Origin of the sequence: Pseudoxanthomonas sp. SE1 (assembly GCF_029542205.1) — a bacterium.
In the GTDB taxonomy this organism is placed as follows: domain Bacteria; phylum Pseudomonadota; class Gammaproteobacteria; order Xanthomonadales; family Xanthomonadaceae; genus Pseudoxanthomonas_A.
The window spans coordinates 3,614,686-3,639,982 of record NZ_CP113783.1 but is presented as its reverse complement, the minus strand read 5'-3'; the positions used below and the strand labels follow the sequence as shown (position 1 = coordinate 3,639,982).

The 25,297-nt window shown below is 68.2% G+C and carries 21 protein-coding genes; 16 read left to right on the top strand and 5 right to left on the bottom strand.

All coding sequences use genetic code 11. From position 1 onward, the window contains the following. The first annotated feature begins 57 nt into the window (after positions 1–57). The 8 genes from OY559_RS17250 (at position 58) to OY559_RS17215 (ending at position 8,934) form a co-directional block, all read left to right on the top strand. Positions 58–1,293, top strand: coding sequence for a right-handed parallel beta-helix repeat-containing protein (locus OY559_RS17250; RefSeq protein ID WP_277727515.1), 1,236 nt, complete (start codon positions 58–60; stop codon positions 1,291–1,293). A 149-nt stretch (positions 1,294–1,442) separates the two neighbouring features. After that, positions 1,443–2,594 carry a glycosyltransferase family 4 protein gene (locus tag OY559_RS17245; protein WP_277727514.1) on the top strand — a complete coding sequence of 384 codons (1,152 nt, stop codon included), beginning with the start codon at positions 1,443–1,445 and terminating at the stop codon, positions 2,592–2,594. Beyond that, the gene (locus OY559_RS17240; protein WP_277727513.1) at positions 2,591–3,895 is read left to right on the top strand and encodes a lipopolysaccharide biosynthesis protein; all 1,305 of its coding nucleotides are present in this window, start codon (positions 2,591–2,593) and stop codon (positions 3,893–3,895) included. The genes OY559_RS17245 and OY559_RS17240 overlap by 4 nt, the downstream gene beginning before the upstream one ends. Next, complete coding sequence (locus OY559_RS17235; RefSeq protein WP_277727512.1) at positions 3,892–5,034, top strand: polysaccharide pyruvyl transferase family protein; 1,143 nt, start codon at positions 3,892–3,894, stop codon at positions 5,032–5,034. Before OY559_RS17240 ends, OY559_RS17235 begins: the two co-directional genes overlap by 4 nt. Next, positions 5,031–5,873: a glycosyltransferase family 2 protein gene (locus tag OY559_RS17230; protein WP_277727511.1), complete on the top strand. Its 843-nt coding sequence runs from the start codon at positions 5,031–5,033 to the stop codon at positions 5,871–5,873. Before OY559_RS17235 ends, OY559_RS17230 begins: the two co-directional genes overlap by 4 nt. Positions 5,874–5,877: 4 nt before the next feature. Continuing rightward, entirely contained in the window at positions 5,878–6,936 is a 1,059-nt protein-coding gene (locus OY559_RS17225) for an EpsG family protein (protein WP_277727510.1), read from the top strand. A gap of 10 nt (positions 6,937–6,946) precedes the next feature. Then, positions 6,947–7,708 (top strand): YdcF family protein, encoded by a 762-nt coding sequence (locus OY559_RS17220; RefSeq protein ID WP_277727509.1) that lies wholly within the window; start codon positions 6,947–6,949, stop codon positions 7,706–7,708. Positions 7,709–7,824: 116 nt separating this feature from the next. After that, positions 7,825–8,934: a polysaccharide biosynthesis/export family protein gene (locus OY559_RS17215; protein ID WP_277727508.1), complete on the top strand. Its 1,110-nt coding sequence runs from the start codon at positions 7,825–7,827 to the stop codon at positions 8,932–8,934. Positions 8,935–8,951: 17 nt separating this feature from the next. On the opposite strand, the gene OY559_RS17210 is transcribed toward OY559_RS17215, so the two are convergent. After that, positions 8,952–9,314, bottom strand: coding sequence for a hypothetical protein (locus OY559_RS17210; RefSeq protein ID WP_277727507.1), 363 nt, complete (start codon positions 9,312–9,314; stop codon positions 8,952–8,954). Between the two features lie 323 nt (positions 9,315–9,637). On the opposite strand from OY559_RS17210, the gene OY559_RS17205 reads away from it, so the two are divergent. After that, positions 9,638–9,895, top strand: a complete 258-nt coding sequence (locus OY559_RS17205) for a KGG domain-containing protein (protein WP_277727506.1) — start codon at positions 9,638–9,640, stop codon at positions 9,893–9,895. Positions 9,896–9,919: 24 nt separating this feature from the next. On the opposite strand, the gene OY559_RS17200 is transcribed toward OY559_RS17205, so the two are convergent. Genes OY559_RS17200 through cutA form a run of 3 tightly spaced genes read right to left on the bottom strand, consistent with a single transcriptional unit; the run spans position 9,920 to position 13,138 of the window. Next, positions 9,920–10,513, bottom strand: coding sequence for a TlpA family protein disulfide reductase (locus OY559_RS17200; protein WP_277727505.1), 594 nt, complete (start codon positions 10,511–10,513; stop codon positions 9,920–9,922). Next, positions 10,510–12,801 (bottom strand): protein-disulfide reductase DsbD family protein, encoded by a 2,292-nt coding sequence (locus OY559_RS17195; RefSeq protein ID WP_277727504.1) that lies wholly within the window; start codon positions 12,799–12,801, stop codon positions 10,510–10,512. The genes OY559_RS17200 and OY559_RS17195 overlap by 4 nt, the downstream gene beginning before the upstream one ends. A 4-nt stretch (positions 12,802–12,805) precedes the next feature. After that, a complete protein-coding gene (gene cutA / locus OY559_RS17190; protein ID WP_277727503.1) occupies positions 12,806–13,138 on the bottom strand; it encodes a divalent-cation tolerance protein CutA in 333 nt (110 codons plus the stop codon). 204 nt (positions 13,139–13,342) lie between these two features. Here cutA and OY559_RS17185 point away from each other — a divergent pair, with 204 nt between their 5' ends. Both OY559_RS17185 and groL read left to right on the top strand, forming a co-directional pair. Further along, positions 13,343–13,636, top strand: a complete 294-nt coding sequence (locus tag OY559_RS17185; protein ID WP_142126167.1) for a co-chaperone GroES — start codon at positions 13,343–13,345, stop codon at positions 13,634–13,636. A gap of 134 nt (positions 13,637–13,770) precedes the next feature. Continuing rightward, on the top strand, positions 13,771–15,411 hold the full coding sequence (groL, locus tag OY559_RS17180) for a chaperonin GroEL (RefSeq protein WP_142126166.1): 1,641 nt from the start codon (positions 13,771–13,773) through the stop codon (positions 15,409–15,411). Positions 15,412–15,478: 67 nt separating this feature from the next. Here groL and OY559_RS17175 read toward each other — a convergent pair whose 3' ends face one another. Then, positions 15,479–16,786: an aminotransferase class V-fold PLP-dependent enzyme gene (locus OY559_RS17175; protein ID WP_277727499.1), complete on the bottom strand. Its 1,308-nt coding sequence runs from the start codon at positions 16,784–16,786 to the stop codon at positions 15,479–15,481. A 313-nt stretch (positions 16,787–17,099) separates the two neighbouring features. Here OY559_RS17175 and OY559_RS17170 point away from each other — a divergent pair, with 313 nt between their 5' ends. From OY559_RS17170 to OY559_RS17150, 5 genes are all read left to right on the top strand, one after another. Beyond that, entirely contained in the window at positions 17,100–18,167 is a 1,068-nt protein-coding gene (locus OY559_RS17170; RefSeq protein WP_277727497.1) for a 3-deoxy-7-phosphoheptulonate synthase, read from the top strand. A 115-nt stretch (positions 18,168–18,282) separates the two neighbouring features. Then, the gene (locus OY559_RS17165) at positions 18,283–20,637 is read left to right on the top strand and encodes a putative bifunctional diguanylate cyclase/phosphodiesterase (protein ID WP_277727495.1); all 2,355 of its coding nucleotides are present in this window, start codon (positions 18,283–18,285) and stop codon (positions 20,635–20,637) included. A gap of 97 nt (positions 20,638–20,734) precedes the next feature. Continuing rightward, positions 20,735–21,169 carry a DUF2141 domain-containing protein gene (locus tag OY559_RS17160; protein WP_277727493.1) on the top strand — a complete coding sequence of 145 codons (435 nt, stop codon included), beginning with the start codon at positions 20,735–20,737 and terminating at the stop codon, positions 21,167–21,169. 11 nt (positions 21,170–21,180) lie between these two features. Further along, positions 21,181–22,698: a carotenoid oxygenase family protein gene (locus OY559_RS17155; RefSeq protein ID WP_277727492.1), complete on the top strand. Its 1,518-nt coding sequence runs from the start codon at positions 21,181–21,183 to the stop codon at positions 22,696–22,698. A gap of 48 nt (positions 22,699–22,746) precedes the next feature. After that, entirely contained in the window at positions 22,747–24,921 is a 2,175-nt protein-coding gene (locus OY559_RS17150) for an AsmA family protein (RefSeq protein WP_277727490.1), read from the top strand. Positions 24,922–25,297: the final 376 nt, after the last annotated feature.

Below are 25,297 nucleotides of genomic sequence, written 5' to 3'. Positions count from 1 at the left end.
CGCGACGCTCACATGGCAATTTTTCCGACGGGCACCTGCCCGCGAGGGGTAACGTTTGTGAAGAAGAATGTTCTCGTGCACGACGTGCGCGAGGCTGGGATGCCTCGGCGCGATTTCCTGCGCAAGTCGATGCTCGTCGCGTTGCCCGCCATCGGCGTGGCCTGCGGCATCCCGCGCGCGCTCGGCGCCGTCATGGCGGGCAACATGCCAGCGCTCTCGATGTCGGCGACAGCGGTCTACGACCCGCCGGCGCGTGCACGCGGTACGGCGACGCTGAGTGTGCGGGACTGGGGCGCGGCCGGCGACGGCGCGCGCGACGACACCACCTCGTTCCAGGCCGCCATCGATGCGCTGCCCTCGACCGGTGGCACGATCCACGTGCCGGCCGGCGACTACGTGATCGATCCGACCCGCAACGTGCGCCTGCGCAGCAACATGCACCTGCAGCTGGCGGACGGCGCCGTGCTGCGGGCGAAGCGCAACGACCAGGAACGCGCCTACGTGCTGATGGCCTACAAGGTCAGCAACGTCGAGATCTCCGGCGGTCGCATCATCGGCGACCGCGACAACCACCTGGGCACCACCGGCGAGTGGGGCCACGGCATCATGATCCGTGGATCGTCCCGCGTGACCTTGCGCGACATGCACATCTCGCGGTGCTGGGGCGACGGCGTCTCCATCGGCGGAGCCATGGTGACCAACGCGCCGACCATTCCGTGCAATGACGTGGTGATCGCCAACATCGTGAGCACCGGCAATCGCCGCCAGGGCCTGACGATCGGTTGCGCCAACAACGTGAAGGTGTACGACAGCGAGTTCAGCGATACGCGGGGCATCGCGCCCGAGTGCGGCATCGATGTGGAGCCGGACTCCAACGACGCCCGCACCACCTCGACGGTGCACATCGAGAACTGCCTGATCCGCGGCAACGCCGGCAATGGCCTGCTGCTCTACAAGCGCGTCAAGGGCGTGACCGTCAAGCGCTGCACTATCGAGTACAACGGTGGGCACGGCATCCTGACCATCGGGCCGGAGAGCGGGTACGTGGCGCTCAACACGATCCGGCACAACCATCTTGTCGGCATGATGCTGGGTTCGGGCACCTACAACTACCAGGTGAGCGGCAACGTGTTCCGGAACAACCACACGCGCCTGCATGGCGTGAACACGGTGGAGAACCCATTGGTCGCGTTGACGGGACTGGTGGGTGGCAACAAGGGCAATGGGGCGCATATCGCGAAAGTGTCCACGGCCACCGACATCCGCGTGACGACGAACCAGTACGCAAAGTGATCGGCGGGTGAAGAGCGGATAAAGAGGCGGCGGCAAGCCGCCTCTTCCGTTTTCGTGTTCACGTGTGCGGGTGTGTTGTGGTGAGTGCGTCAATGGGTTTCGGGGAGGCGTTTCCTAGAATCCGGAGATCGACCCGCGCGGAGCCCGTCTTGAAATTCGTCCTGTTCGCCAACACCGACTGGTACCTCTACAACTTCCGTCTGTCCACGGCGCGCGCATTGCAGGCCCGCGGGGTGGACGTGGTGATGGTTTCCCCGCCGGGCGAATTCGGTCCACGCTTCGCGCAGCACGGCGTGCGCTGGGTGCCGCTGCGCATGCAGCGCGCCAGCCTGAATCCGCTGCGCGAGGCGGGAACGCTGGCGGGCCTTGTCGCGCTGCTGCGAGAGGAGCGCCCCGATCTGCTGCACAGCTTCACGCTCAAGTGCGCCGTGTATGGCGCACTCGCCGCGCGCGCAGCGAACGTGCCCGCGTATGTCAATGCGGTGACGGGGCTCGGCTACGTCTTCGCCAGCGACGGAATGAAGGCGCGCGTGCTTCGGCCGGTGGTGTCGGCGTTGATGCGCGTGGCCCTGGGCAGCGAACGGTCGCGCGTGATCCTGCAGAACCCCGACGATGCGCAGGCCTTCCATTCCCTGCGCCTGGCGCCGCCGCAGCACATCCGCCTGATCCGGAGTTCCGGCGTCGACATCGCACGCTTCAACACGGAAGGTCGCCAGGCCGGCGACGGTGCGCTGCGGGTGTTGCTGGCGGCCCGTCTCCTGAAGGAAAAGGGCGTGTGCGAGTACGCCGAGGCCTCCGCGCGCCTGCGTGCGGAAGGTCGCGACGTACGGTTCCTGCTGGCCGGCATGCCGGACGAGGGCAATCCGGGCTCGGTCACGCGCGCCGAAGTCGAAGAGTGGCAGGCGCAGGGGCTGGTGACCTGGCTTGGCCATGTGGACGACATGCCCGCGCTGCTCCGCGGCGTGCACGTGATGGCCCTGCCCAGCTACTACCGCGAGGGCGTGCCGAAGAGCCTGATCGAAGCCGCCGCCTGCAGCGTTGCGCTGGTCACCACCAACCTGCCCGGCTGCCGTGAAGTGGTGACGCGCGATGGCCATGACGGGCTGCACGTGCTGCCGCGCAGCGCGGAGTCTCTGGCGCAGGTGCTGGCGCGGTTGGACGACGATCGCACGCTGCTGCACCAGCTGGGCGCGCGTGCGCGGGAGAAGGCACTGGCCGATTTCGACGAACGCGCGGTGATCCGCCGGACGTGCGAGGTCTACGACGAGCTGCTGCCGCAGCCGCTTGCGGCGGCCGCATGAGCCTGGCCTTGCCCGTGCCGTGGCGTCCGGCGCTCGCTGCGCTGTCCGTGCTGTCGTTGGCGACGGCGGGAGGCGCGGCGATGGTGTTCTTCGCCCAGGTGCTGCTTGCGCGTCACTTCGGCCCGGCGCAGTACGGCCTGTTCGCGTCATCGCTGGCGACGGTCAGTCTGATCGCGCCCCTGGCGGGCTTCGGCCTCTCCCAGTTCCGGTTGAAGGCGCACGGCGCCGAGGGCTGGTCCGCCGAACGTTGGCAGCCCGCATCGACGCGCTTCATTGCCGTCACAAGCGCATTGGCGGTGGGCGGCATCGTGGCGTGGGCCCTCGCCGGGCCGCCGGTGGACGCGCAGACGCGCCACATGCTGCTGGTCCTTGCGCCCTTCATCCTCGGCCTGCTGGCGGTCGAGCAGATCGGCAGCAAGCTGCGCCTGGAGGAGCGGCATGCCGCACTCGCCGGCTGGCAACTGCTGATGCCGGCGGGCCGGTTGGCGATCGCGTTGCTTGCCGTGGCGGGACTGTCGATGTCGATCCATGCCGTCGCCTGGGGCCACGCCATGCTGGCGATCGTCGCGTGGGCACTGGCGCTGCCGCAATGGCAGGCGATGCATCGCTGCGAATGGTCGTTGAAGGGCCACGGTCCGCGCGATGCCACGCTGGCGCGCGATATCGCACCGCCCGACGCGCGGGCGCTCTTCCGTCTGGCGTGGCCGTATGGCGTGGCCGCGGTGCTGTATCCGGTGTTCTTCCAGATCGGTACGGTATTGCTGAAGTACCTGCGCGGCGACGCGGAGGCCGGCGTTTTCGGCATCGCGCTGGCGGTGATGACGGCGATCTACCTGTTCCCCGCCACGGTGTACCAGAAGTTCCTGCTTGCGCGCCTGCACCGATGGGCGGTGCACGATCGCGCGCGCTTCCGGCAGGTATACCGCGCAGGCTGCGTCGGCATGCTCGCGAGCGGCCTGCTGGTCGGGGCAGTGCTGGCGGCGGTGTCGGGTGAGGCGGTCCGCGTGTTCGGCGAACGCTATGCGGGGCTGCAGCCGCTGCTGATGTTGCTGGCGGTATGCGTGCCGGTGCGCTTCGTGTCCACCGCCGTCGGTGCCGTCCTGCTGACAGAAGGCCAGATGGCCTACCGCGTGGGCGCGATGCTGGCGGCCGCCATTGCAGCGGCGCTGCTCAATCTGCTGCTGATCCCCGCGCACGGCGCCATGGGCGCGGCGTTCGCCACGCTGGGGGCGGAAGTCCTGCTGCTGCTGGCGATGTACCACGGTGCGCGGCGCGCCGCCGTGCTGCGGGGTGTGCCATGACGTCGCTGCGCACGGCCTTCACGGGCTACTACGGCATGCGCAACTTCGGCGACGACCTGTTCGGCGTGCTCTGCGCGCGCGCGGCGCGGGCGTACTGGCATGCGGTACCGAGGGTGGTGGGGCCGCCACTGGCGGCGGCGCCCGCGCGCAGCACCGTGCCGCGGCGCTATCCGGCGAACTGGTACGGCGGCACGGGCCTGGTCGGCAAGGCCAGCCGGTGGCTCAGCTTCGCGCGGGGACTCCACGACTGCGATGTGCTGGTGATGGGCGGGGGCTCGGTGATCACAGCGCGCGAATCGTTCCGTAAACCGATGATGCTGTCGGCGGTGGAGCGAGGCGTGCAGCTTGCGGCGGTGGGTGTGTCGATCGGACCGTTCGAGAGCGCGCGCGACGAGGATTCGGTCGCCGGATTCCTGCAGCGCTTCCGCTACCTGTCGGTGCGCGACGAGCGCTCGCATCGTCTCGCGAAGAAGATGGGGCTGGATGCGATCACCCATGCGGGATGCGATCTGGCCGCACTGCTGCCGCCCGTCGGATCTTCGATGGACGACGACGAGCCCGAGAAGGCGGCGGGTGCGCCGGTGCGCATCGGCGTGGCGCCCTGTCGGTACCCGGAGCATGGCGAGTACGCGGCGCCCTTGCGGCGGCGCTGGGAAGAACACCTGATCGCCACCCTGGCAGGGCTGCGACGCTTCCGCGATGTCATCGTCGACGTGTTCAGCCTGAACGAACATCCCCGACATGGCGATCGCGCGCTCGCGCAGCGCCTGGTGGAGCGGCTGCGCAGCGAGGGCGTACCGGCGGAATGGCATGCGTATGCGAGCCAGGATCCGCTGCGCACCGTCGGGGCCCTGGCAGCATGTGATGTGGTGGTGAGCGCGCGCCTGCACGGGGCGATCGTGGCCTACCTGCAGGACGTCCCGTTCATGATCATCGACTATCACCCCAAATGCCGCGACTTCGCCGACGACATAGGCCTGCATGCATCGTTGCGGGTCACGGCAGCGGATACCGACAACCCGTTCAGCGACGCATTGCCCGCCTTGCTCGCAGGCGAACGGCGGCCGGGCGTTTCACGCACCGCTTACGCGCGTCGGGCAGCGGACATCTTCCAATGCGCACCATGGGCCCAGGCATGAACGACCACATCCAGTCCGACTCCAGCGCCGGTGCGACCGCGCCGGTGAGCGTGGTGGTGCCGTGCTACCGCTGCGGCGACACCATCGGCGATGCGGTGGCGTCGGTGGCAGCCCAGGCACGGCGCCCGGCAGAAGTGCTGCTGGTGGACGATGCCAGTGGCGACGACACACTCGACGCCCTGCACCGCGTGGCGGCCGACTATCCCGAAGGTTGGGTGAAAGTGATCGCGTCGTCGCCGAACGGCGGACCCTCGCGCGCGCGCAATCTCGGCTGGCGGCAGGCGGTGCAGCCGTACATCGCCTTCCTCGATGCCGACGATACCTGGGCCCCGGACAAGCTTGCCTGGCAGATGGCCGAACTCGAGCGCGATCCCCGCATCGCGCTGATCGCGCACCGCATGAAGGTCGCTCCCCGCGGTGCCGCGCCGGAGCCGCTGCGCGGCACCGTGCGGGCACGGGTGATCGGGCGCCGCCGGCTGCTGCTCAACAATCCGTTCCCCACGGCCTCGGTGGTCCTGCGTCGCGACCTGCCGTTCCGCTTCAACGAGCGCTTCCGACGGGTGGAGGATTTCCTGCTCTGGGCGCAGATCGGCTTCTCCGGCTATCGCTGCGTCAAGCTCAACCAGGTCCTCGCCTATTGGCACAAGCCCACCTTCGGCGCGGCCGGACTCAGCGGCGATCTGGATGCGATGCACCGGGCCGGCAAGGAAGTGCGCCGGGAACTACTGGCCGCCGGGCTGGTCACGCGTGGCGAGCATTGGTTCGCACGCGGTGTGGGACTGGTGCGGCGCGGACGCCGGCGCATGTTGATGCTGATGCGGCCAGCGGCGACGCGGTGAGCGCATGAAGGCTTCCGGCACTGCGCTCCCGTATCTGCGACCTGCCCGCAGCCCCCATGCGAACGCGGAGCGCTGGCTCGGCGTCGCGTGGCTGCTCGTCGTGGCTATGTTCGGCTGCTGGCTGGTGGGCAGCCGCCCCCTGGACATCGGCTCGGACACGGCAACCTATGCGGGCTTCTTCGAGAGCCTGGACCAGGGCGTCCCGGAGACGCGCCTGGAGCCCGGTTTCGCGTACCTGAGCTACGGCCTGCGCCTGCTGGGCCTCGGCGTGCCGGGATACCAGGCGGTGCTGTTCGCGCTGTTGCTGGCGGGCGTCGCCATCGCGGTGCGGATCAACCACCGCGCATTCCCGCCGACGCAGGCGTATCCCACGCTGCTGTGCGCCTCGCTGCTGTTGCTGTTCATCTCGCCGATGTTCGTCAACGCGTCGATCAACGCCATCCGCCAGGGCCTGGCGGCACCGCTCGTGTTCGCCGCATTGCTGTGCTTCCGGCAGCGCCGGTGGCGGGGGTTCGTGCTGCTCGGGGTGCTTGCCGCCAGCCTGCATGTCTCCTCGCTTCTGTATCTGGCCTGCGCACCGGCGCTGCTGTTGAAGCCCAACCTGCTGCGCGCGATGGCCGTGCTGGCGTTCCTCGCCTACGTCAGCGGACTGTCGATGAAGGCCGTGGGCACCATGTCGCCGACGTTGTACGCGACGGTCATGGAATACACCGCCAACGACAACTACCGTGCGGGGGTGCGGATCGATTTCGCGGTGTTCACGATGTTCTGGTACCTGGTGATGCTGGCGGTGTCCCCCTGGATACAGCCGGCGGCGCGCAGACCGCTACAGGAAAGCGCGTCGGTCTACCTTGTCATGGTGCTGCCGTTCTTCGCGATCGGCTGGGGCTATTTCTCCAACCGCTATCTGCTGCCGGGCTGGCTCGCCGTGTCGCTGATCCTGGCGGCTGCCGGCTGCTACAGCCGGCTCGCGCCGCTGCGACAACCGCTGCTGCTCGGCGCCGGCCTGGGTGCGGCCTGCGGGGTGCTGTTCTTCTATGTCAGCCGTGGCATCGTCATCTGAGGGCCATGCGATGAAAGCATTGGCCGACCTCGTGGTGTCGTTGAGCTACCCGCCGGTGTTTTCGCTGTGCCTGCTGGCAATCGCCGCGGTCGCATGGATGCTGCGGCGGCGCAGGGCCGCCGCCGGCATCGCGGGCATGGCGCTGGCATGGTCGGCGCTGTGGTCGCTCCCGCTTGCGTCCGACACGTTGCGCGGCACGCTGGAGCAGCGTTATGCCGTCCGCGACACGGCGGCATTGCCCCCGGCGGACGCCATCGTCGTGCTGGGCGGCGGCAGCAACTATGCCTGGCTGGATCGCGAAGACGTGGATCCGGCGCGCCTGCGCAGCAGCCGCCTCGCCGCCGGCGCACGCGCCTGGCATGCGGGGAAGGCGCCCAAGGTGATCCTCAGCGGTGGTGGAGTCGGCAAGACCACCGAAGCGCGCAGGATGGCGGACGCGATCGGGCGCCTCGGTGTTCCGGAAGATGCCCTCGTGCTGGAGGAACACAGCCACGACACGCGCGACAATGCGCGCTTCAGTACTGCGCTTGCGGGAGAACATGGCGGGCGCCATGTGCTGCTGGTGACATCGGCGCTGCACATGCCGCGTGCGGCGCTGCTCTTCACGCAGGCCGGCGCCGATGTCACGCCGGTGCCCGTGCCGGAAGGGCGCCCTGCGGTCGGCCTGCGCGAGCGTTGGCTGCCGTCGCGACGCGCGCTATGGCGCAGCGGGCGCGCATTCAAGGAATTCGCCGCGCTGGCGGCCGCATGGGCCGGCGCGCACGCGCATTAATCCACCGTTGGGCTGCTTCCGCCGTTCTCTTCACGCCACCGTTGCGACGATCCAGTGAACGTCCGCATCCCGTGCATGGCATGGGTGCCGCAACCGAAACAGTGAGGTATCCGGTGGTGAACATCCAGCGTCCTGTCCAAGTCCTGCTCGCCGCAGCCATCGTCGCCGCGCTCTCCGCGTGCTCACTCGGTCCCGGCCAGCGCATGATGCGCGGTGCCAGCGTGCCGAGCGGCGAGGGTGAAGCGCAGAGCGATGTCCGCATGGTGCCGATCACGCAAGCGCTGGTCGCCGCGCCGCGCACGGCCGTCGTGCTGCCGCCGGCGCTCGCGCAGTATCGGCCCGAGGCGTATCGCATCCAGCCCGGCGATACCCTGATCGTCACCGTATGGGACCACCCCGAGCTCACGACGCCGGCAGGCAACCAGCAGCAGGCCGCCACCAACGGGCGTCTGGTGCAGCCCGACGGAAGCTTCTTCTTTCCGTACGCCGGCAAGCTCAACGTCACCGACATGACGATCGAGCAGGTGCGCAGCACCCTTGCGAGCCGGCTGAGCCAGTATCTGAAATCCCCGCAGGTCGACGTGAACGTGGTCGGCCATGGCGCACGGGTCACGCTGCAGGGCGCGTTCGAGGACACCACGCCCCAGGAGTTCACCACGGTGCCGCTGACGCTGGCACAGGCGGTCGGCCGCGCGCGCATCGATGTCGAAGAAGCCGATCTGTCCGGCTTCGTGCTGACGCGCGACGGCACCGACTATCCGCTCGACCTGGATGCGTTGAATCGTGGCGGCAAGGTCGCCGCCGACGTGTACCTGAAGCCGGGCGACCGGCTGCACATGCCGTTCAACGATCGGAAGCAGGTCTATGTGATCGGCGAAGTGCTGCGCCCGCAGGCGCTGACCTTCAAGACCACCGACATGAGCCTGACCCAGGCCCTCGGCCGCACCGGCGGACTGAATCCGGTAACGGCCAAGGGCGGAGCGGTCTACGTGATCCGGGGCATGGAGGACGATTCGCACGAGCAGGCGACGGTGTACCACCTCGATGCCGCGTCACCGGTCGCCTTCACCATGGCGGACCGCTTCCCGCTGCGACCGGGCGACGTCGTATGGGTGGGCCCGGCAGGCGTGACGCGCTGGAACCGCTTCCTGACCCAGCTGCTGCCCTTGTCCGGCATCATCAGCAATGCGGCCGCGGCGCAATACAACTTCGACCGCGGCAACTGATCGTGGGCCGATGCGCATCACGCATCCAGTGTTTCTTCCTCGCGCGCGTAGGGCAGCGGGCCAGAGACCAACGACGGCGCGGGTGAAGGCTGCGTCTGGCGCGCGACGGGGCGTTGCGCGTTCCGGCGGGCCGCCAGCACGCGCAGGCGGTCGGCGCGCGACAGCGCCCAGCGTGCCGACCAGCGCATGCCTGCCGGCACGGAGCGTACGGCGACGTTGGCCTGCGGCTGCCGGGGGTCGTCCAGCAGGACGACCACCAGCCAGCCGCCACGGCATGCACTTACTTCCAGTATGGGATGTCCATCGAGATCCAGGCGCGCGCCGCTCCAGTCGTCGTCGGGCGTTGCTTCCACCCACTGGAAATCGTCGGGGAGTTTCATGGGGACAGCCTTGGTCATGGGAAAGACCTTCTCGCTTGCACGGGGGGAAAGGCGATCGCAGGGCGCGATCAGGTCCGTCATCGACGGACGCAACAGGGTGGTTCGCGGAGAAACGCGGACATGCGTGTTTGTCGTGTGCCCCGATCATAAAGAGTGCGAGAGCGTCACGACGATTTCGGCTGAGTCCGCTTCAGCAACAAGCCAGTGATGTGGGCATGCGTGCACTGCGTCACATCGAGTCATGTGCGTGAACGGCATTCACATGCTCATCGCATTCGACGCGATGCGTCACGCGGTCGCGTTCGCTTGTCCGTCCGGTTGCGATGGCTGACAAGAAGCGCAGATGGGGATTCGCGCTGCTTACGCCGGAGCAACGCAAGGAGATCGCACGCAAGGGCGGCCGTGCGGCGCAGAAGCGCGGCCACGCGCATCGGTTCGGCAGCGAGGATGCGCGCGAAGCCGGCAAGAAAGGAGGTGCGAAGGTCAGTCAGGACCGCGCGCACATGGCGCGCATCGGCGCAAAGGGCGGTCGCGTGCGGCCGAGCGATCGCCGGACGCCGCGCGATGAGGAAGAAGAGTGAGCGACGCGCCGCGCGTCGATATGGTCAATCCACCCAACCACCGATCTCGCCGTGGGTGAAGGGGCCGACTTTCTGTCGCGCGATGCGGCCATCGGCATCCACCAGCACGGTGTAGGGCAGTACGCCCTTGGCGTTGCCCAACCAGACGCTGGCGTCGGCCGGGCCCGGCGTATCGAGCACGATCGGATAGCGCACCGGGATCTTCGCAGTGAAATCGCGCACGCCTTCCGGCGTGTCCAGCGCAAGACCGATCACCTGCACGCCATCGGCGCCCTGTGAAGCGGCGAAGCGATCGAGTTCCGGCATCTCCTCGATGCATGGTCCGCACCAGCTCGCCCAGACGTTGATCAGCAATCGCCTGCCCGCATAGCGCGTGCGCAGGTCGACGATCGCGCCATCCAGCCCTGGCAGCGCGATGGCCGGCATCGGATCGCCGATGCCCGCGGGCGTGACGCCGGCCGGCGGGGCGGGCGCGGTGGCGTTCGTGGCCGCGTGCAGGGCGCGCTCGCCCACCTGCGTGCGCCAGAACGGATTGCCGTTGAACCAGAGGCTGGCCAGCAGGCCCAGGCCGCCGGCGGCCACCGCCACCAGCAGCACGCGCGAGGTCGTCGCCTTCATCGCGCGGCGCGCTCGAAGGCCCGGCGCATGCCGTCCTGGGTCAGCACGGTCGGCAGGACTTCGCCGGCACCGCCGCCGCGCGGATACATCACGTACAGTGGCACCCCGACCGCACCGTGTTCCTCAAGGAAAGCGGTGATGGCCGGGTCCACGTTCGTCCAGTCGCCCGTCATCATCACGGCATCGTGCTCTGCCAGCAGGCCGCGGAAGGCGTCGGTGTTCAGCACGGCCTTTTCATTGGCCTTGCAAGTGACGCACCAGTCGGCGGTCATGTCGACGAACACGATGCGACCCTCCGCACGCAACGCCGCCAGGCGTTCCGCCGAATAGCCCACGTGGCCTTCGGACGTCGGGGCCGCCGCGATCTCCGCCGGCAGCCGGTGCAGCATCGCCAGCGGCACCAGTGCGGAGACAGTGAGTGCCAGCGCCAGCGCGCGCTGCAGCGGCGGAGCGGCGAAGCGCGCGCGCTGGAACCACCACAGCCCCAGCGCCAGCACCACCAGGCCAACCAGCGCCAAGCCCACCGCATCGATGCCGCGCTGCTTGCCCAGCACCCACAGCAGCCATACCGCCGTCAGGTACATCGGGAAGGCCAGCATCTGCTTCAGCGTGTCCATCCACGCGCCGGGACGCGGCAGGCGGCTCGCCAGCGCCGGCACGAAGCCGATCAGCAGGAACGGCAGGGCGAGCCCCAGGCCGAGCACCGCGAAGACCAGCAGCGCCAGCGGCGTGGGAGCCGTGAACGCGTACGCGAGCGCCACGCCCATGAAGGGTGCCGTGCACGGACTGGCCACGACCACCGCCAGCACGCCGGTGAAGAAGTCGCCGACCGGGCCGCGACGCGACGCCAGTCCGTGACCGGTTCCAGCCAGTCGATGCCCGATCGCGAACACGCCCGACAGGCTCAAACCCACCGCGAACATCACGTACGCGAGCAGCCCCACCACCCACGGCTGCTGCAGTTGGAAGCCCCAGCCCAGCGCCTGGCCCGCTGCGCGCAGCGCGATGGCCAGCGCGCCGACGGCGACGAAGCTAACGAGCACGCCGGCCGTGTACCAGAGCGCGCGCCGGCGGGCATCGCCGCCATCGCGCCCGCTTTCGGCCAGCGACAGCGCCTTCAGCGACAGGATCGGCAACACGCACGGCATCAGGTTGAGGATCAGGCCACCGGCCAGCGCGAGTGCCAATGCGACAAGCAGCGAGGTGGCGCCGCGCTGGTTGCGTGCCAGCACGTCTTCGGGCGGGCGCGTGCGTTCCACGTCGGTCGCGATGGACGCTGTCGACGTCGTCGCATCCGGAGTGGCGCCGGCGTCGTCGACCGGTGCTGTCGCGGTCGGCAGCGGTGCGACGGTGGCCGGCGCGGGCATGTCGGGCGTGCTGGCGGGCGTGATCGTCCCGGCCGGGATCGACAGCGTCACCCGTCGCGTCATCGGGGGATAGCAGATGCCGTCCTTCTGGCAGCCCTGGAACGTCACCCGCAGCGTCGCGGTGGCGGCACGGGCGTGATCGCGCTTCAGCGGCACCGGCACTTCGGCCTGGTCGAAGTAGACGGTGACGTCGCCGAAGTGTTCGTCGCGATGTGCAGCGCCCTTCGGCCAGCGCGGCGCCTGCAAGGCGATACCGTGCGCACCCTCCAGCGCCATCGAGGTGCGGTCGCGGTAGACGTAGTAGCCGCGTGCCGGCGTGAAGCGCAGCAGCAGTTCGTCGCCGTTGAACGTGATCGCCTCGAAGGCGAACGCCTGTTCCGCCGGCAGCGGCAGCGCGTCGATGCCGGCCTGCTGCTTCTGGCCGAGCAGGTTGCCGGTGAGCGCGCCCGATCCCAGCGGCACGAAGGCGCTGTTCCCGGCGGGAGGCAGCGCGACGTTCAGCGTGCGCGTCTGCGGTGGGTAGCAGATGCCGGCGTCGGCGCAGCCCTGGTACTTGATCTTCAGCGTGATGCTGTCGGTGGTCGCCGTCGGCCGGCCGGGCAGGGTCGCAAGCAGCTCGCCGCGGTAGGTTTCGACGTCGCCGAAGAACTCGTCGCGATAGGCTTTGCCCTTCGGCAACTGCAGCGGCTGCGCGGCGAAGCCCGCGTCGGCCTCCACGCTGGTGCGATGCCGGTAAAGGTAATACCCGTCGGTGATCTTCCAGCGGATCTCGATGCGGTCGCGTGCAGGCGCGCTGGCCGTCAGCACGAAGGCCTCGTCCACCGGCAGCAGGTCGTCCTGGGTGATCGCGGCGGATGCGGCGGGCGCGATCAGCGAGGCGAGGGGCAGCAGGCAGGCGAGCAGGGTACGGATCAGCGTCATCGGGTCACTCGGGGGCACGGGCATCGGCCCGGGTTTCGACAGCGACCCAGTCCAGGTAGGCGGGCAGGCCGGCGGTTTCGACCGCCAGGATCTCCGGCAGTTCATACGGGTGCAGTTCGGCCAGCCGGGCCATCAGCGCATCGCGCCGGTCGGCGCTGGTCTTCGCCAGCAGCTGGACCTCGTTGGCCTGTTCCACCCGGCCCTGCCAGCGATAGGTCGACACCACGCCCGGTAGCACGCTGACGCAGGCGGCCAAGCGCTCGTCCACCAGCGCCCGCGCCAACCGCTGGGCGGTATCGGCATCGGGACAGGTCGACAGGATCAGGAAGACGGGCATGGGGCGGCGATTATCGCAGACCCCGCCCCGGCACCCGGTGCGACGGATATGCGCACACCCCCTTGAAACCACGCCGGGCACCCCGATATCCAACGCATCCCGGCCTGGCCGGGTTTTTGTACCCGTGGCGTTGGCAGTCTCCGTGGGGGAGTGCTAACATCGCCGCCCCTTTCCCAGTCCAATCAATCACTTAAGAGGATTGAAATGAGCAACATCAAGCCGCTGTATGACCGTCTGGTGGTCAAGCCGATCGAAGCCGAAGAAACCTCCGTCGGCGGCATCATCATTCCCGACGCCGCCAAGGAAAAGCCCACCAAGGGTGAAGTCGTCGCCGTCGGCGAAGGCAAGTTCATCGACGCCACCGGCGGCGTGCGCGCCCCGAAGGTCAAGGTCGGCGACAAGGTGATCTACGGCCAGTACTCCGGTTCGCCGTACAAGTACGAAGGCGTCGAGTACAAGATCATCAAGGAAGACGACGTCCTCGCGATCCTCGGCTGACGCCGAGGCGGGATTCGGCCTGCGAGATCCGGGATTCGCAACAGCGACACTCGCTGCAAGCGCCCGGTCCGTCCCGAAGTCCCGCTTTCCATCGAATCCCGCATCTCCAATCTCGAATCCCGGAGTTAAGCAACATGGCAGCCAAAGATATCCGTTTCGGTGAAGACGCCCGTACGCGCATGGTGCGCGGCGTGAACATCCTCGCCAATGCCGTCAAGGCCACCCTCGGCCCGAAGGGCCGCAACGTCGTGCTCGAGAAGAGCTTCGGCGCCCCGACCATCACCAAGGACGGCGTCTCCGTCGCCAAGGAAATCGAACTGGCCGACAAGTTCGAGAACATGGGCGCGCAGATGGTCAAGGAAGTCGCTTCCAAGACCTCCGACAACGCCGGTGACGGCACCACCACCGCCACCGTGCTGGCGCAGGCGTTCATCCGCGAAGGCTCCAAGGCCGTCGCCGCGGGCATGAACCCGATGGACCTCAAGCGCGGCATCGACCAGGCCGTGAAGGCCGCCGTCGAAGAGCTGAAGAAGCTCTCCAAGCCCACCGCCGACGACAAGGCCATCGCCCAGGTCGGCACCATCTCGGCCAACTCCGACAGCAACATCGGCGACATCATCGCCGAGGCCATGAAGAAGGTCGGCAAGGAAGGCGTGATCACCGTTGAAGAAGGCTCGGGCCTGGAGAACGAACTCGACGTCGTCGAGGGCATGCAGTTCGACCGCGGCTACCTGTCGCCGTACTTCATCAACAACCAGCAGTCGCAGCAGGTCGAATTCGACGACCCCTTCATCCTGATCCACGACAAGAAGGTCTCCAACGTCCGCGAACTGCTGCCGGTGCTGGAAGGCGTCGCCAAGGCCGGCAAGCCGCTGCTGATCGTGGCCGAGGAAGTGGAAGGCGAAGCCCTCGCCACGCTGGTGGTCAACACCATCCGCGGCATCGTGAAGGTCGCCGCCGTCAAGGCGCCGGGCTTCGGTGACCGCCGCAAGGCCATCCTGGAAGACATCGCCACGCTGACCAACGGCACGGTGATCTCCGAGGAAGTCGGCCTGCAGCTGGAGAAGGCCACCATCAACGACTTGGGTCGTGCGAAGAAGGTCGTGATCTCGAAGGAGAACACCACCATCATCGACGGCGCCGGCGATGCCGAGCGCATCCAGTCGCGCATCAAGCAGATCAAGGCGCAGATCGAAGAGACCTCTTCGGACTACGACCGCGAGAAGCTGCAGGAACGCGTGGCCAAGCTGGCCGGCGGCGTGGCCGTGATCAAGGTCGGTGCCTCGACCGAAATCGAAATGAAGGAAAAGAAGGCGCGCGTCGAAGACGCCCTGCACGCCACGCGTGCGGCGGTGGAAGAAGGCGTGGTCCCGGGCGGCGGCGTCGCGCTGATCCGCGCGCTGCAGACCATCGGCAACCTGAAGGGCGCCAACGAAGACCAGAACCACGGCATCCAGATCGCCCTGCGCGCGATGGAAGCCCCGCTGCGCGAGATCGTCACCAATGCCGGTGAAGAGCCGTCGGTGATCGTCAACCGCGTCAAGGACGGTTCGGGCAACTTCGGCTACAACGCCGCCAACGGCGAGTTCGGCGACATGATCGAGTTCGGCATCCTGGACCCGACCAAGGTCACGCGCTCCGCGCTGCAGAACGCGGCTTCGATCGCGGGCCTGATGATCACCACCGAAGCGATGGTGGCCGAGGCTCCGAAGAAGGACGAGCCGGCGATGCCGGCCGGCGGTGGCATGGGCGGCATGGGCGGCATGGACTTCTAAGAAGTCGGCTTCCCGCGTCACCGTTCCACGAAGACCCCGCCGCGAGGCGGGGTTTTTTGTTTGCCGGTCAGCCGGCGATCGAGCGCAAGGCGCGCAAGGCTTCATCCACTTCCTCCGGCGTGTTGACCAGGCTGGGTGCCAACCGGGCGTAGCTCACGGCGTAGGGGCTGGTGCTGGCGATGATGCGCCGCGCGAGGAGTTGCTTCACCACATCGGTCGGCGCCACGCCTTCGATCTCGAAGGCCACCAGTCCGGCGGACAGGGCCTCCGACTGGGGGGTGTGCAGCCTGACCTTGGGCAGTGTCGCCATGCCGGTCTTGAGTTGCGTGTTCAGCGCGGCAATGCGTGACGCGACACGCACGCGGCCCATCCCGCGATGCATGCGGAACGCGGTCGCCAATGCCCACTGGTGCTCGAAGGCATGGAAGCCGCCGGGTGACATGCGCGCCGCGTTGCCGGGGCTGTTCGGCGCGCGGTCCTCGGTCCAGGCGGTGTAGCTCTCCAACTCCGTGAAGTTGGGCACCAACGGCTGCAGGCGTGCCCAGTTCGCCGCGTTCGCCCATACGATGCCGGTGCCGCGCGGCCCGAACATCCACTTGTGCGTACCGGCACAGAAGTAGTCGGCGCCCATGCGAGCGATGGTCTCGTCCGCGGCGCCCAGTCCATGCACGCCATCGACGACAAGCAGCGGGGCTTGTGGCAGGTTGCGCAGCATCGCGCTGATCTCGCGGATCGGCAGGCGGATGCCGGTGCTGGAGTGCACCCACGTCACGCCCACCACTTTCGTCTGCGGGCGGATGGCGGCCTCCAGGTTGCCGACGATCTCGTCGACGCTGGCCTCGCGTGCCTGCTTGAACAGTGTCGCCTTGCGCATCGAGGCGCCCGCCCGCGCGGTCGCCAGGCGGATCGATTCATGGTGCGAATAATGGTCGTGCACGGTGGTCAGTATTTCGTCGCCACGTTGCAGCGGCAGGCCGTGGTAGACCAGCGCCAGCCCTTCGGTCGTGCTGCGTGTCAGGCAGACATCCTCGCCGCGCCCGCCCAGGTAGTCCGCCACTTCCGCGCAGACCTGCAGCGGCAGGTTGTGCGCGTCGTCCTCGAACATCGCGCGTTCCACGAACAGGAACGGATTGGCGTCGATCGCGCGGCGGTAGCCCTCCAGCGCCTCGCGCACCGGTGCGGGATGGCTGGCGATGAAGAACGAGGCGAAATGCAGGTAGCCTGGGTCCAGTGCGAACTGGGCGCGCACTGCGTTCCAGTCGGCAAGGTCGGGCAACGTCGGTGTCTGCGCGGCCACCGCCGCCAGCAGGCCTTCCGGCAACAGCGAGCCGGCGGCGAGTGCGGCCGGCGCCGCAAGCAAGTGTCGACGGGTCATTCCCATGGCGCACCTCTGAAGGCGTCGTCCTCGATGCGGACATGCCGACCAACGCCGCAATGCCGGCGCATCGGCCACCGCCGGTCGTCCCGCCGCCGCCACGTTGCAGATGAAACAGTCGCCATCATGGAAACGGCGTGTTATCTCTAGCCGCGAATGAACGCGACCCGCACCCGCTATTGGTTCTGGTACTACGGCTTTCCGATGCCGACGGCGGAAGCGAGGATGTGTTCATTCTAGGTAAGACACCAGAAGAATCCCCTTGAAGCCGCCAGCGAACCTGGCGGCTTTTTTGTTGACCCGGAGAACCCCCATGCCCCCCCATACCGACGACCTGCGCATCCGCAAACTCGATGAGCTGGTGACGCCCGCCGCCGTGATCGGCGAACTGCCCTGCGACGATGCGGTGTCGCAGACCGTGTCCGACGCGCGCGGCGCGCTGCACCACATCCTGCACGGACGCGATGATCGCCTGATCGTGGTGATCGGCCCCTGCTCGATCCATGACCCTGTATCGGCGATGGAGTACGCGAACCGGCTGAAGCCGTTGCGCGACGCGCTGGCCGGCGAGCTGGAAATCGTCATGCGCGTGTACTTCGAGAAACCGCGCACCACCGTGGGCTGGAAGGGGCTGATCAACGACCCGGCGCTGGACGGCAGCTTCGACATCAATCGTGGACTGCGGCTGGCGCGCGCCCTGCTGCGCGACATCAATGCCCTCGGCCTGCCGGCGGGTTGCGAATACCTCGACACCATCTCGCCGCAGTACATCAGCGATCTGGTGGCGTGGGGTGCGATCGGGGCGCGCACGACCGAAAGCCAGGTGCACCGCGAGATGGCCAGCGGCCTGTCGTGTCCAGTGGGGTTCAAGAACGGGACCGACGGCAACGTCAGGATCGCGGTGGACGCGGTGGGGGCGGCGTCGCATCCACATCATTTCCTGGCCGTGACGAAGGAAGGGCGTTCCGCCATCGCGGCGACGGCGGGCAACCCGGACTGCCACGTGATCCTGCGCGGCGGGAAAACGCCGAACTTCGATGCCGACAGTATCGAGGCGGCGAGCCAGGTGCTGGCCAAGGCAGGCCTGCCGGCGCGCCTGATGGTCGATGCCAGCCATGCCAACAGCGGCAAGAACCCCGACAACCAGCCGGCGGTGATCGACGACATCGCCACCCAGCTGCGTGCGGGTGAAAAGCGCATCGTCGGCGTGATGGTGGAGAGCCATCTGGTGGGCGGACGGCAGGAACTGGTCGCCGGCAAGCCGCTGGTTCATGGGCAAAGCATCACCGATGGATGCCTGGACTGGGAGGCCTCGGCCGACGTGCTGCAGCGGTTGGCGCTGGCCGTGCGGTCCCGGCGCTCGCTGGCCAAGGCGGCGTAACGCAGCGCCTCGAACAGTGTCCTTTCCGGCACCGCCGCGGCGATAGGGTCGATGGGTCCTGTCGCCGCAACGCCGGTCTTCGCCGCGTCGTCCTCAGGCCCAGCGGGAGAGGGATATGCCGACGTTGTGGGAGGACGTGCGCAGGTGCTGGGCGCTGCCCGATGCCGATGCGGAAGCGCAGGCGGTGCTGCTGGATCGACAGCTCCGCCATCTGTTCCGGGTAGTCCCGTGGTACGTGGCCTCCAATCTGCTGACCGGCGCGGGGGTGGCTTATGTCATGGCGCCGTTCCTTGCCGGACATGCATGGCAGGCATGGGTGCTGTGCCTGCTGGTCACGCACCTCGGATGGGCCGGGCATGCCGTCAGTCGCCTCCGGCGGGCGGATGGCAGGGACAGGACCGCTTTCACGAACGGCGACCTCGGGCTGTCCGCGTTCTGGTGCGTCCTGTGCGCGTGCGCATGCGGCGCCGGCCTGTATCTCGCTGCGCCGCTGGCAGCGAGTGACGGCAGCCGACTGCTGCTGGCCGCGTACACGCCGGGTCTGATTGCCACGGGCGTGCTGGTGGGCATCACGGCGCCGCTGGTGGCATTCCTGTGGCTGGTCATCCTGACCGTCGCGGCCTGCCTGATGGTGGGCCAGCTGGAATTCCTGGCGCAGGGGATGACCATCGCGCAGTTGTGCTGCTACGCCGTGATGCTGACGATTGCCTTGTTGTTCATTTCGCGCACGCTGGTGAGGCGTATCGAAGCCGAGATGGCGGCCGAACGGCAGCAGCAGATCATCGGCCTGTTGCTGCGCGAGTTCGAAAGCAATGCGAACGACTGGCTGTGGGAGAGCGACCGGGAGGGCGTGCTCGTCCGCGTGGGGCCACGATTGGCGCAGGTGCTGGGGCAGGCGGGCGGCAGACTGGAAGGACGCACGCTGCCCGCCCTGTTCGCACCGCGACGGTTGCTGGAGGTGGGCAGCGACCGGCATGTCGGCGTGGATGCGCTGCAATCCAGCCTGCAGTCTCCGCAGGCCTTTTCAGGGGTGGTGGTGGAGGCCGTCGTCGGTCGCGAACCGCGCAGTTGGAGTATCAGTGCGCGGCCGGTGCACACCCAGGCAGGCACCTGGACCGGTTGGCGTGGCGTGGGCTGCGACGTGTCCGACGCGAGGCTGCGCGAAGTGGAGGCGCTGCAGCGCGAACGGCATCTCCACCACCTCGCCCATCACGATGCGTTGACGGGCCTGCCCAATCGCCGGCAGTTCCTCGCACAGGCGCCCCGGGGCCGCGACGATACCCGTGCGGCGCTGGCCCTGATCGATCTGGACAATTTCAAGAACGTCAATGACAGCCTCGGCCACATGGTGGGCGACCAGCTGCTGTGCACCGTCGCGCGGCGCCTGCAGCAGGTGTGCCGTCCGGGCGATGCGCTGGCGCGCCTGGGAGGCGATGAATTCGCCCTGCTGCTGCGCGACCTGCCGGCGGCGTCGGCCGCGCAGGTCGCGCTGCGCTGCCTCGACCATGTGTTGCAGGTCCTGCGCCAGCCGGAGTGGGTCAACGGGTTCAGGATCGATGTCAGGGCGAGCATTGGCGTAGCGCTGTTCCCGGCTTCCGTCGAGCCGCTGGATGAACTCCTGCGGCGTGCCGACACCGCCCTGTATGTCGCCAAGGGCGAAGGCCGCGATACCGTCCGCCTGTACGAGCCGCGGATGAGCGAGCACGTGCGCGAGCGCCTGGCGCTGGTCAGCGACCTGGCGGTCGCGGCCGACAACGGCCAGCTCGAGATCGACTACATGGCGTTGCATGCTGCCGATACCCTGCAGGTACGTGGTTACGAAGCGCTGGCGCGATGGAGGCACCCGCTGCATGGGCGCATCAGTCCCGCGGATTTCATTCCCGCCGCCGAGGAGTCCGGCCTGATCGTTCCCATCGGCATGTGGGTGCTGGAGCGCGCCTGTCGCGATGCGCTGGCCTGGAGCAGCACCACGTCGCTGGCGGTCAACGTGTCGGCCGTCCAGCTGGCATGGCCACCCTTCGTGCCCTCGGTGCTCGACATCCTGCATCGCGTGGGCTTGCCGGCGGACCGGCTGGAACTGGAGATCACCGAATCTGCGCTCGCGAAGGATCCCGCCTCTGTCCGGCAGGCCCTGGCGCGGCTCAGGGGGGTTGGCATCCGTATCGCCATCGATGATTTCGGCGTGGGCTATTCGTCGATGGCGCAACTGCGCGAGTTGCCGTTCGACCATATCAAGCTCGACCAGTCGTTCGCGGCCGGACTGCAGCAGGAGACCCGCGACACCACCCGGTCGATCATCGCGGCGATCATCCAGCTCTCGGATGCCCTGGAACTGTCGGTCACGGCGGAGGGCGTGGAGAACGAACAACAGCTTGAAGCCCTGCGTGCGCTGGGCTGCATGTCGGTGCAGGGATTCCTGTTGGGCCGGCCCGTGGCGGCGCGGGAGCTCGGGATGGCGATGCAGGCATGAGTGACTTCCGGCAGGTCCGACGGATGACGGGTGGCAACTGACACGGCGTGGGCACGCCTCGCAGACTGGCGCCACATTCCCGCCGCCGGAGTCCGCCATGGACCGCTTCGCCCGACACACGCTCATCTTCGCCACCCTGATCGCCGCCAGTGCCTGCGCGCCCGGCGCCCTGGCCGCCGACCTGACCGTCGTGCTGCGCGATGTGCGCGCGCAGACCGGTTTGGTGAAAGCGGCCCTGGTCGATTCTTCGGAAGGGTGGGACGGCAAGGCGCGGCCGGTGCAGGCGACCACTGCGACGCCTGCCGGTCCGCAAGCCACGTTTGTCTTCAAGGACGTCAAACCCGGCACATACGCGGTGATGGTCACGCACGACGAGAACGGCAACGGCAAGCTCGACAGCAACATGATCGGCATGCCGACCGAAGGCTACGGCTTCAGCAACAATCCGCGCGTGATGCGCAAGCCGACCTGGGACGAGGCCCGTTTCGACATCGGTACGCAGGATGTCGCCATCGACATCGCGCTGCACTGAGGAGCGAGGCCATGGAACGCCGTCGCTTCCTTCGCAACCTCCTGTCCGGAGCCACCGCGCTCGCCATCGCGCCGGCCTTGCTGCGCGGCCAGGACGCGCTGGCCGCCGATCCCGCCCGCTTCGCCGCCGGCCTGCGGGAACACCGGTGGCTGGCCGGCTGGAAGTCGGTGCAGTCCGAAACCCTGGGCCCGGAAACCGTGCAGGTCGAAGGACGGCTGCCGACGGGATTCAGCGGCACGCTGTACCGCAATGGGCCCGCCTGGACCGAGCGCGCGGGCTTCCGCTACGAGCACTGGTTCGATGGCGACGGCATGGTCCACGGGTGGCGCTTCAACGGTGATGGCACGCTGACCCATCGCGCGCGCATGGTGGCCACGCCCAAGTTCACCCGCGAACAGGCGGCCGGGCGGTTCCTGTACCCCGTCGCCGGCACGTCCGTTCCGGACATGCAGCCGATCCGCAACAACGACGATGCGAACGCGGCCAACACTTCGGTGACGATGATCAATGGCCGCCTGTTCGCGCTGTGCGAGGCCGGCTCTGCGTTCGAACTGGATCCCGACCAGCTGACCACGCTCGGCCCGGTGACGTGGCGGGCGGACCTGGCGGCGATCCCGTTCTCGGCGCATCCGCTGGTGGACCGAGACGGCTCGGTGTGGAATTTCGGCTCCATCTCGATGATGGGCGGCAACGGCCTGGTGGTGTGGCACATCGGCCGCGACGGTACGCTGGCGTCGGCCGACGTGCTGGAGACACCCGTGCCCGGCTATCTGCACAGTTTCGCGATGACCGATCGCCATCTGGTGTTTGTCCTGATCCCGTTCCGCTACCTGGACGGTGCCGGTGCGTTCTTCGAGCGCCTGCGCTTCAGGCCGGACCAGCCGCTGCGCATCGCGGTGGTGGACAAGCACGCGCCGGCGCAGGCGCGCTGGTTCGAGGCCGACTTCGCGGCGATCTATCATTTCGGCGATGCGTACGAGCGCGATGGCCGCATCGTGCTGCGCGCTGTGCAGCATCCGGATGTGGAAGAGGCACGCTCGCCCTTGAAGGCGGCGATGAACGGCGATGGCGATGTGCATGGCGGAAAGGGGCCGTTGCGTGAACTCGTGCTCGACCTGCGCCGTGGCGATGCCCGCTGGCAGGAGACGGGCGTCGCCGGCATCGAGTTTCCCGTGTTCGATGCGCGCACGCTGTCCCGCGGCCCCGCGCGGCTGTACGCGCCCGTGCACGCGAGCGCTTCGACCGCGCCGTACTTCAACGGCGTCGGCGCTTTCGATGTGGCGCGTGACCGGCACCAGGTACATGACTATGGTCGCGACGTGCTGGTGGAAGAGCACCTGTTCGTGCCGCGTCCCGGCAGCACGCGCCCCGACGACGGCTGGCTGGTGGGCACGCTGCTGGATGCCGCGCGTGGCCGCAGCGGCATCGCGGTGCTCGATGCGGGCCGCGTGGAAGCGGGACCTGTTGCCCAGGCGTGGCTGCCGTATACCGTGCCGTTGGGCTTCCATGGCCACTTTGCCGCCGCTTGATTCCATGCCGCTGTTCTTGCCGGGGCGTGGATGCGGCATCCTGTGCGGATGGAAAGGACATCCCTTCGCGGTAAACCCCTGTGCTGGCTGCAGTGGGGGCTGCTGGCCCTCTTCGCTCCTTATGCGCTCTATCTGCTCGCAGGCAATGTGTTCCTCAACACGGCGCTGGGCGAAGCCGCCCTGAACCGCAAGCCGGAACGTTTCCGGATGCAGTGGGCATCCGGCAGTACCTGGTGGCCGGGGCGGGTGAGCCTGACCGATGTCACCCTGCAAGGTCAGGCGCGGCGCATCGCCTGGAACGCGCAAGCCACGCGCGTGGAAGGCCGCATCGCATTGTGGCCGCTGCTTTCGCGCCGGCTGCATGTGCCCGAGGTGCGCGCGGACGACGTCCGTGGCGCAGTCCGGCGTGCCGCAGGCGAACTGGCACCGCCACCACCGCGCGCGGGCGGTTGGGAGCTCCAGTTCGACCGCATCGCCAGCGATTCGGTGCGTCGTGGCGCATTCGATGCGTGGGTGCTCGAAGGCGAAGGCCGCGCCCAGGTCGGGTTCTACAAGCAGTTGCGCGGTGGACCGATGGAACTGACGCCCTCGACGTTCGACATGACCGGCGCACGGGTGACCCGCGAGGGCGCCGAGGTGTTGCGCGAGACGACCCTGCATGCCGGCTTCGCCCTCGATCGGCATCGGCGCGAGGAGGCCGCCGGGCTCGACAAGCTGCTCAAGACGCGGCTGGACCTGAGGCTCGGCGGCCGCACGTCCGGTTTGAACGTGGCCGTCAGTCCGCGTGGCGAGGTGGCGGTCAGGCTGGTGCCTGGCGAAGGCAGGGCGGACATCGCCCTGGCGTTCGAGCGTGGCCTGCTCGCGCCGGGTGGCCGCGCGCAATGGACGATGGCCGTCGCCGGCAACGACATCGCGGGCGCGGTGCGCAATGACATCCTGGGCATCGATGTGGCCGTGGACCAGGACATCGCGATCAAGGCGACGGTGCCGCCGCAGGCCGATGGCAGGCTGGCGGTGGAGGCGGACGTGCGTCTGCGCGGCCGGCGCGTGCCTGTGCGCGACTTCGCCAGTCTCCTGCCACGTACCTCGGGCCATGTGATCGGTGCCTGGCACTTCGATTCGCTTCGCTGGTTGTCCGGGCTTTTCCCGCAGGCGCCATGGCTGAAGCTCGACGGTGCCGGCGCGATCAGTGCCGACGTGCAGGTGGCGGACGGAAAGCTCGCGCCGGGCAGTCGCATCGAAGTGCCGGGCGTGGACGCGGTCGTCGACGTGATGGGCAACCGGATCCGTGGGCGCGCCCGCGCGGACATCCGGCTTGATGCCGGCGACAGCGGCGAGCTGCTGCCGCGGCTCAAGGCCGTGATGGAGACGTTCGACGTCGCCGCCGTTGAAGCACCGGGCAAGCCGTACGTGCGCGGGCGCAACCTGCGCCTGTCGGTGAATGCCGACGACGGCAGGCGGGTGCGCGAGACGCTGAAGGCGCGCGTGGTGTTCGACGATGCCACGGTGCCGGACCTGCGGGTCTACAACCCGTTCCTGCCGCGGCGCCACATGCGGTTCGACGGCGGTGCCGGCTATCTCAGCGGTGACCTGTCGCTGGATGCCGCCGGCGAGGTGGGGCGGGGTTCGCTGCGCATCGCCGGGCGGGGCACGCGCATGTTCCTTGCCGGCATCCAGCTTCGGGGCGATGTCGATCTGGCGTTGCGCCTGCACCGGGCCGACCTGAAGCGCCATCTGTTCGTGGCCGACGGCAGCACGCTGCAGGTACGCAACGTCAGTTTCCGTGAACCCGATGGCGATACCCGTACGGGGTGGTGGGCCCGCGCCACGCTGGGGCGCGCCCGGCTGGACATCGATCGTCCACTCAGTGCGGGCGGACTTGCCGACGTGACGATGAAGGACGTGGGCTTCCTGCTCGCCCTGTTCTCGCGGAAGAAGGAATACCCGGCCTGGGTCTACAGACTGGTCGATGCGGGACAGGCACATGTCGACGGGCGCGTGCAGTGGCAGGACGATGTGCTGGTGCTGGACCGCCTGCAGGCACGCAATGACCGCTATGAAATGCGGGCGCGGATGCGGCTGCAGGGGCCCCAGCGGCAGGGTGACCTCTATGCCAAGTGGCGTGCGTTGAGCGTCGGCGTGGAGATGCAGGGAGCGCAACGCAGGTTCCACCTCGTCCGGGCCCGGGCCTGGTACGACGGCCGCCGCCACTATCTGGAATAGCCCGGCTCGCGCGGTCGTTGCGCGCCCGGAAAGGATGTCGCCTGTTCAGGTAAATGCAGTGAAGAACGTAACCGGAATTCCTGCACAGTGCCCCCGAATTGGTCTGATATCGGTAACACGCAGCAGTGGCGCGGGTTTGGCGTCCATTCATATTTGTGACATGACACGGGTATGCGCTGAACTGTCCGGTTCTGTTTTGCAGTGCAGCGTGCAAGACGCGTAACGGACCCTTCACGATGGCTCCGCATCCCGACGTGGGGGAGGGAGCAAGCCCGCAGTGGCCTAGCCATTGCGGGCTTTTTTGTGCCTGTCGCCCAGACATCGAGGACCCCGGGCCCGCTACGCAATGCCGGCCCACGCGCGATGCAGTCATATC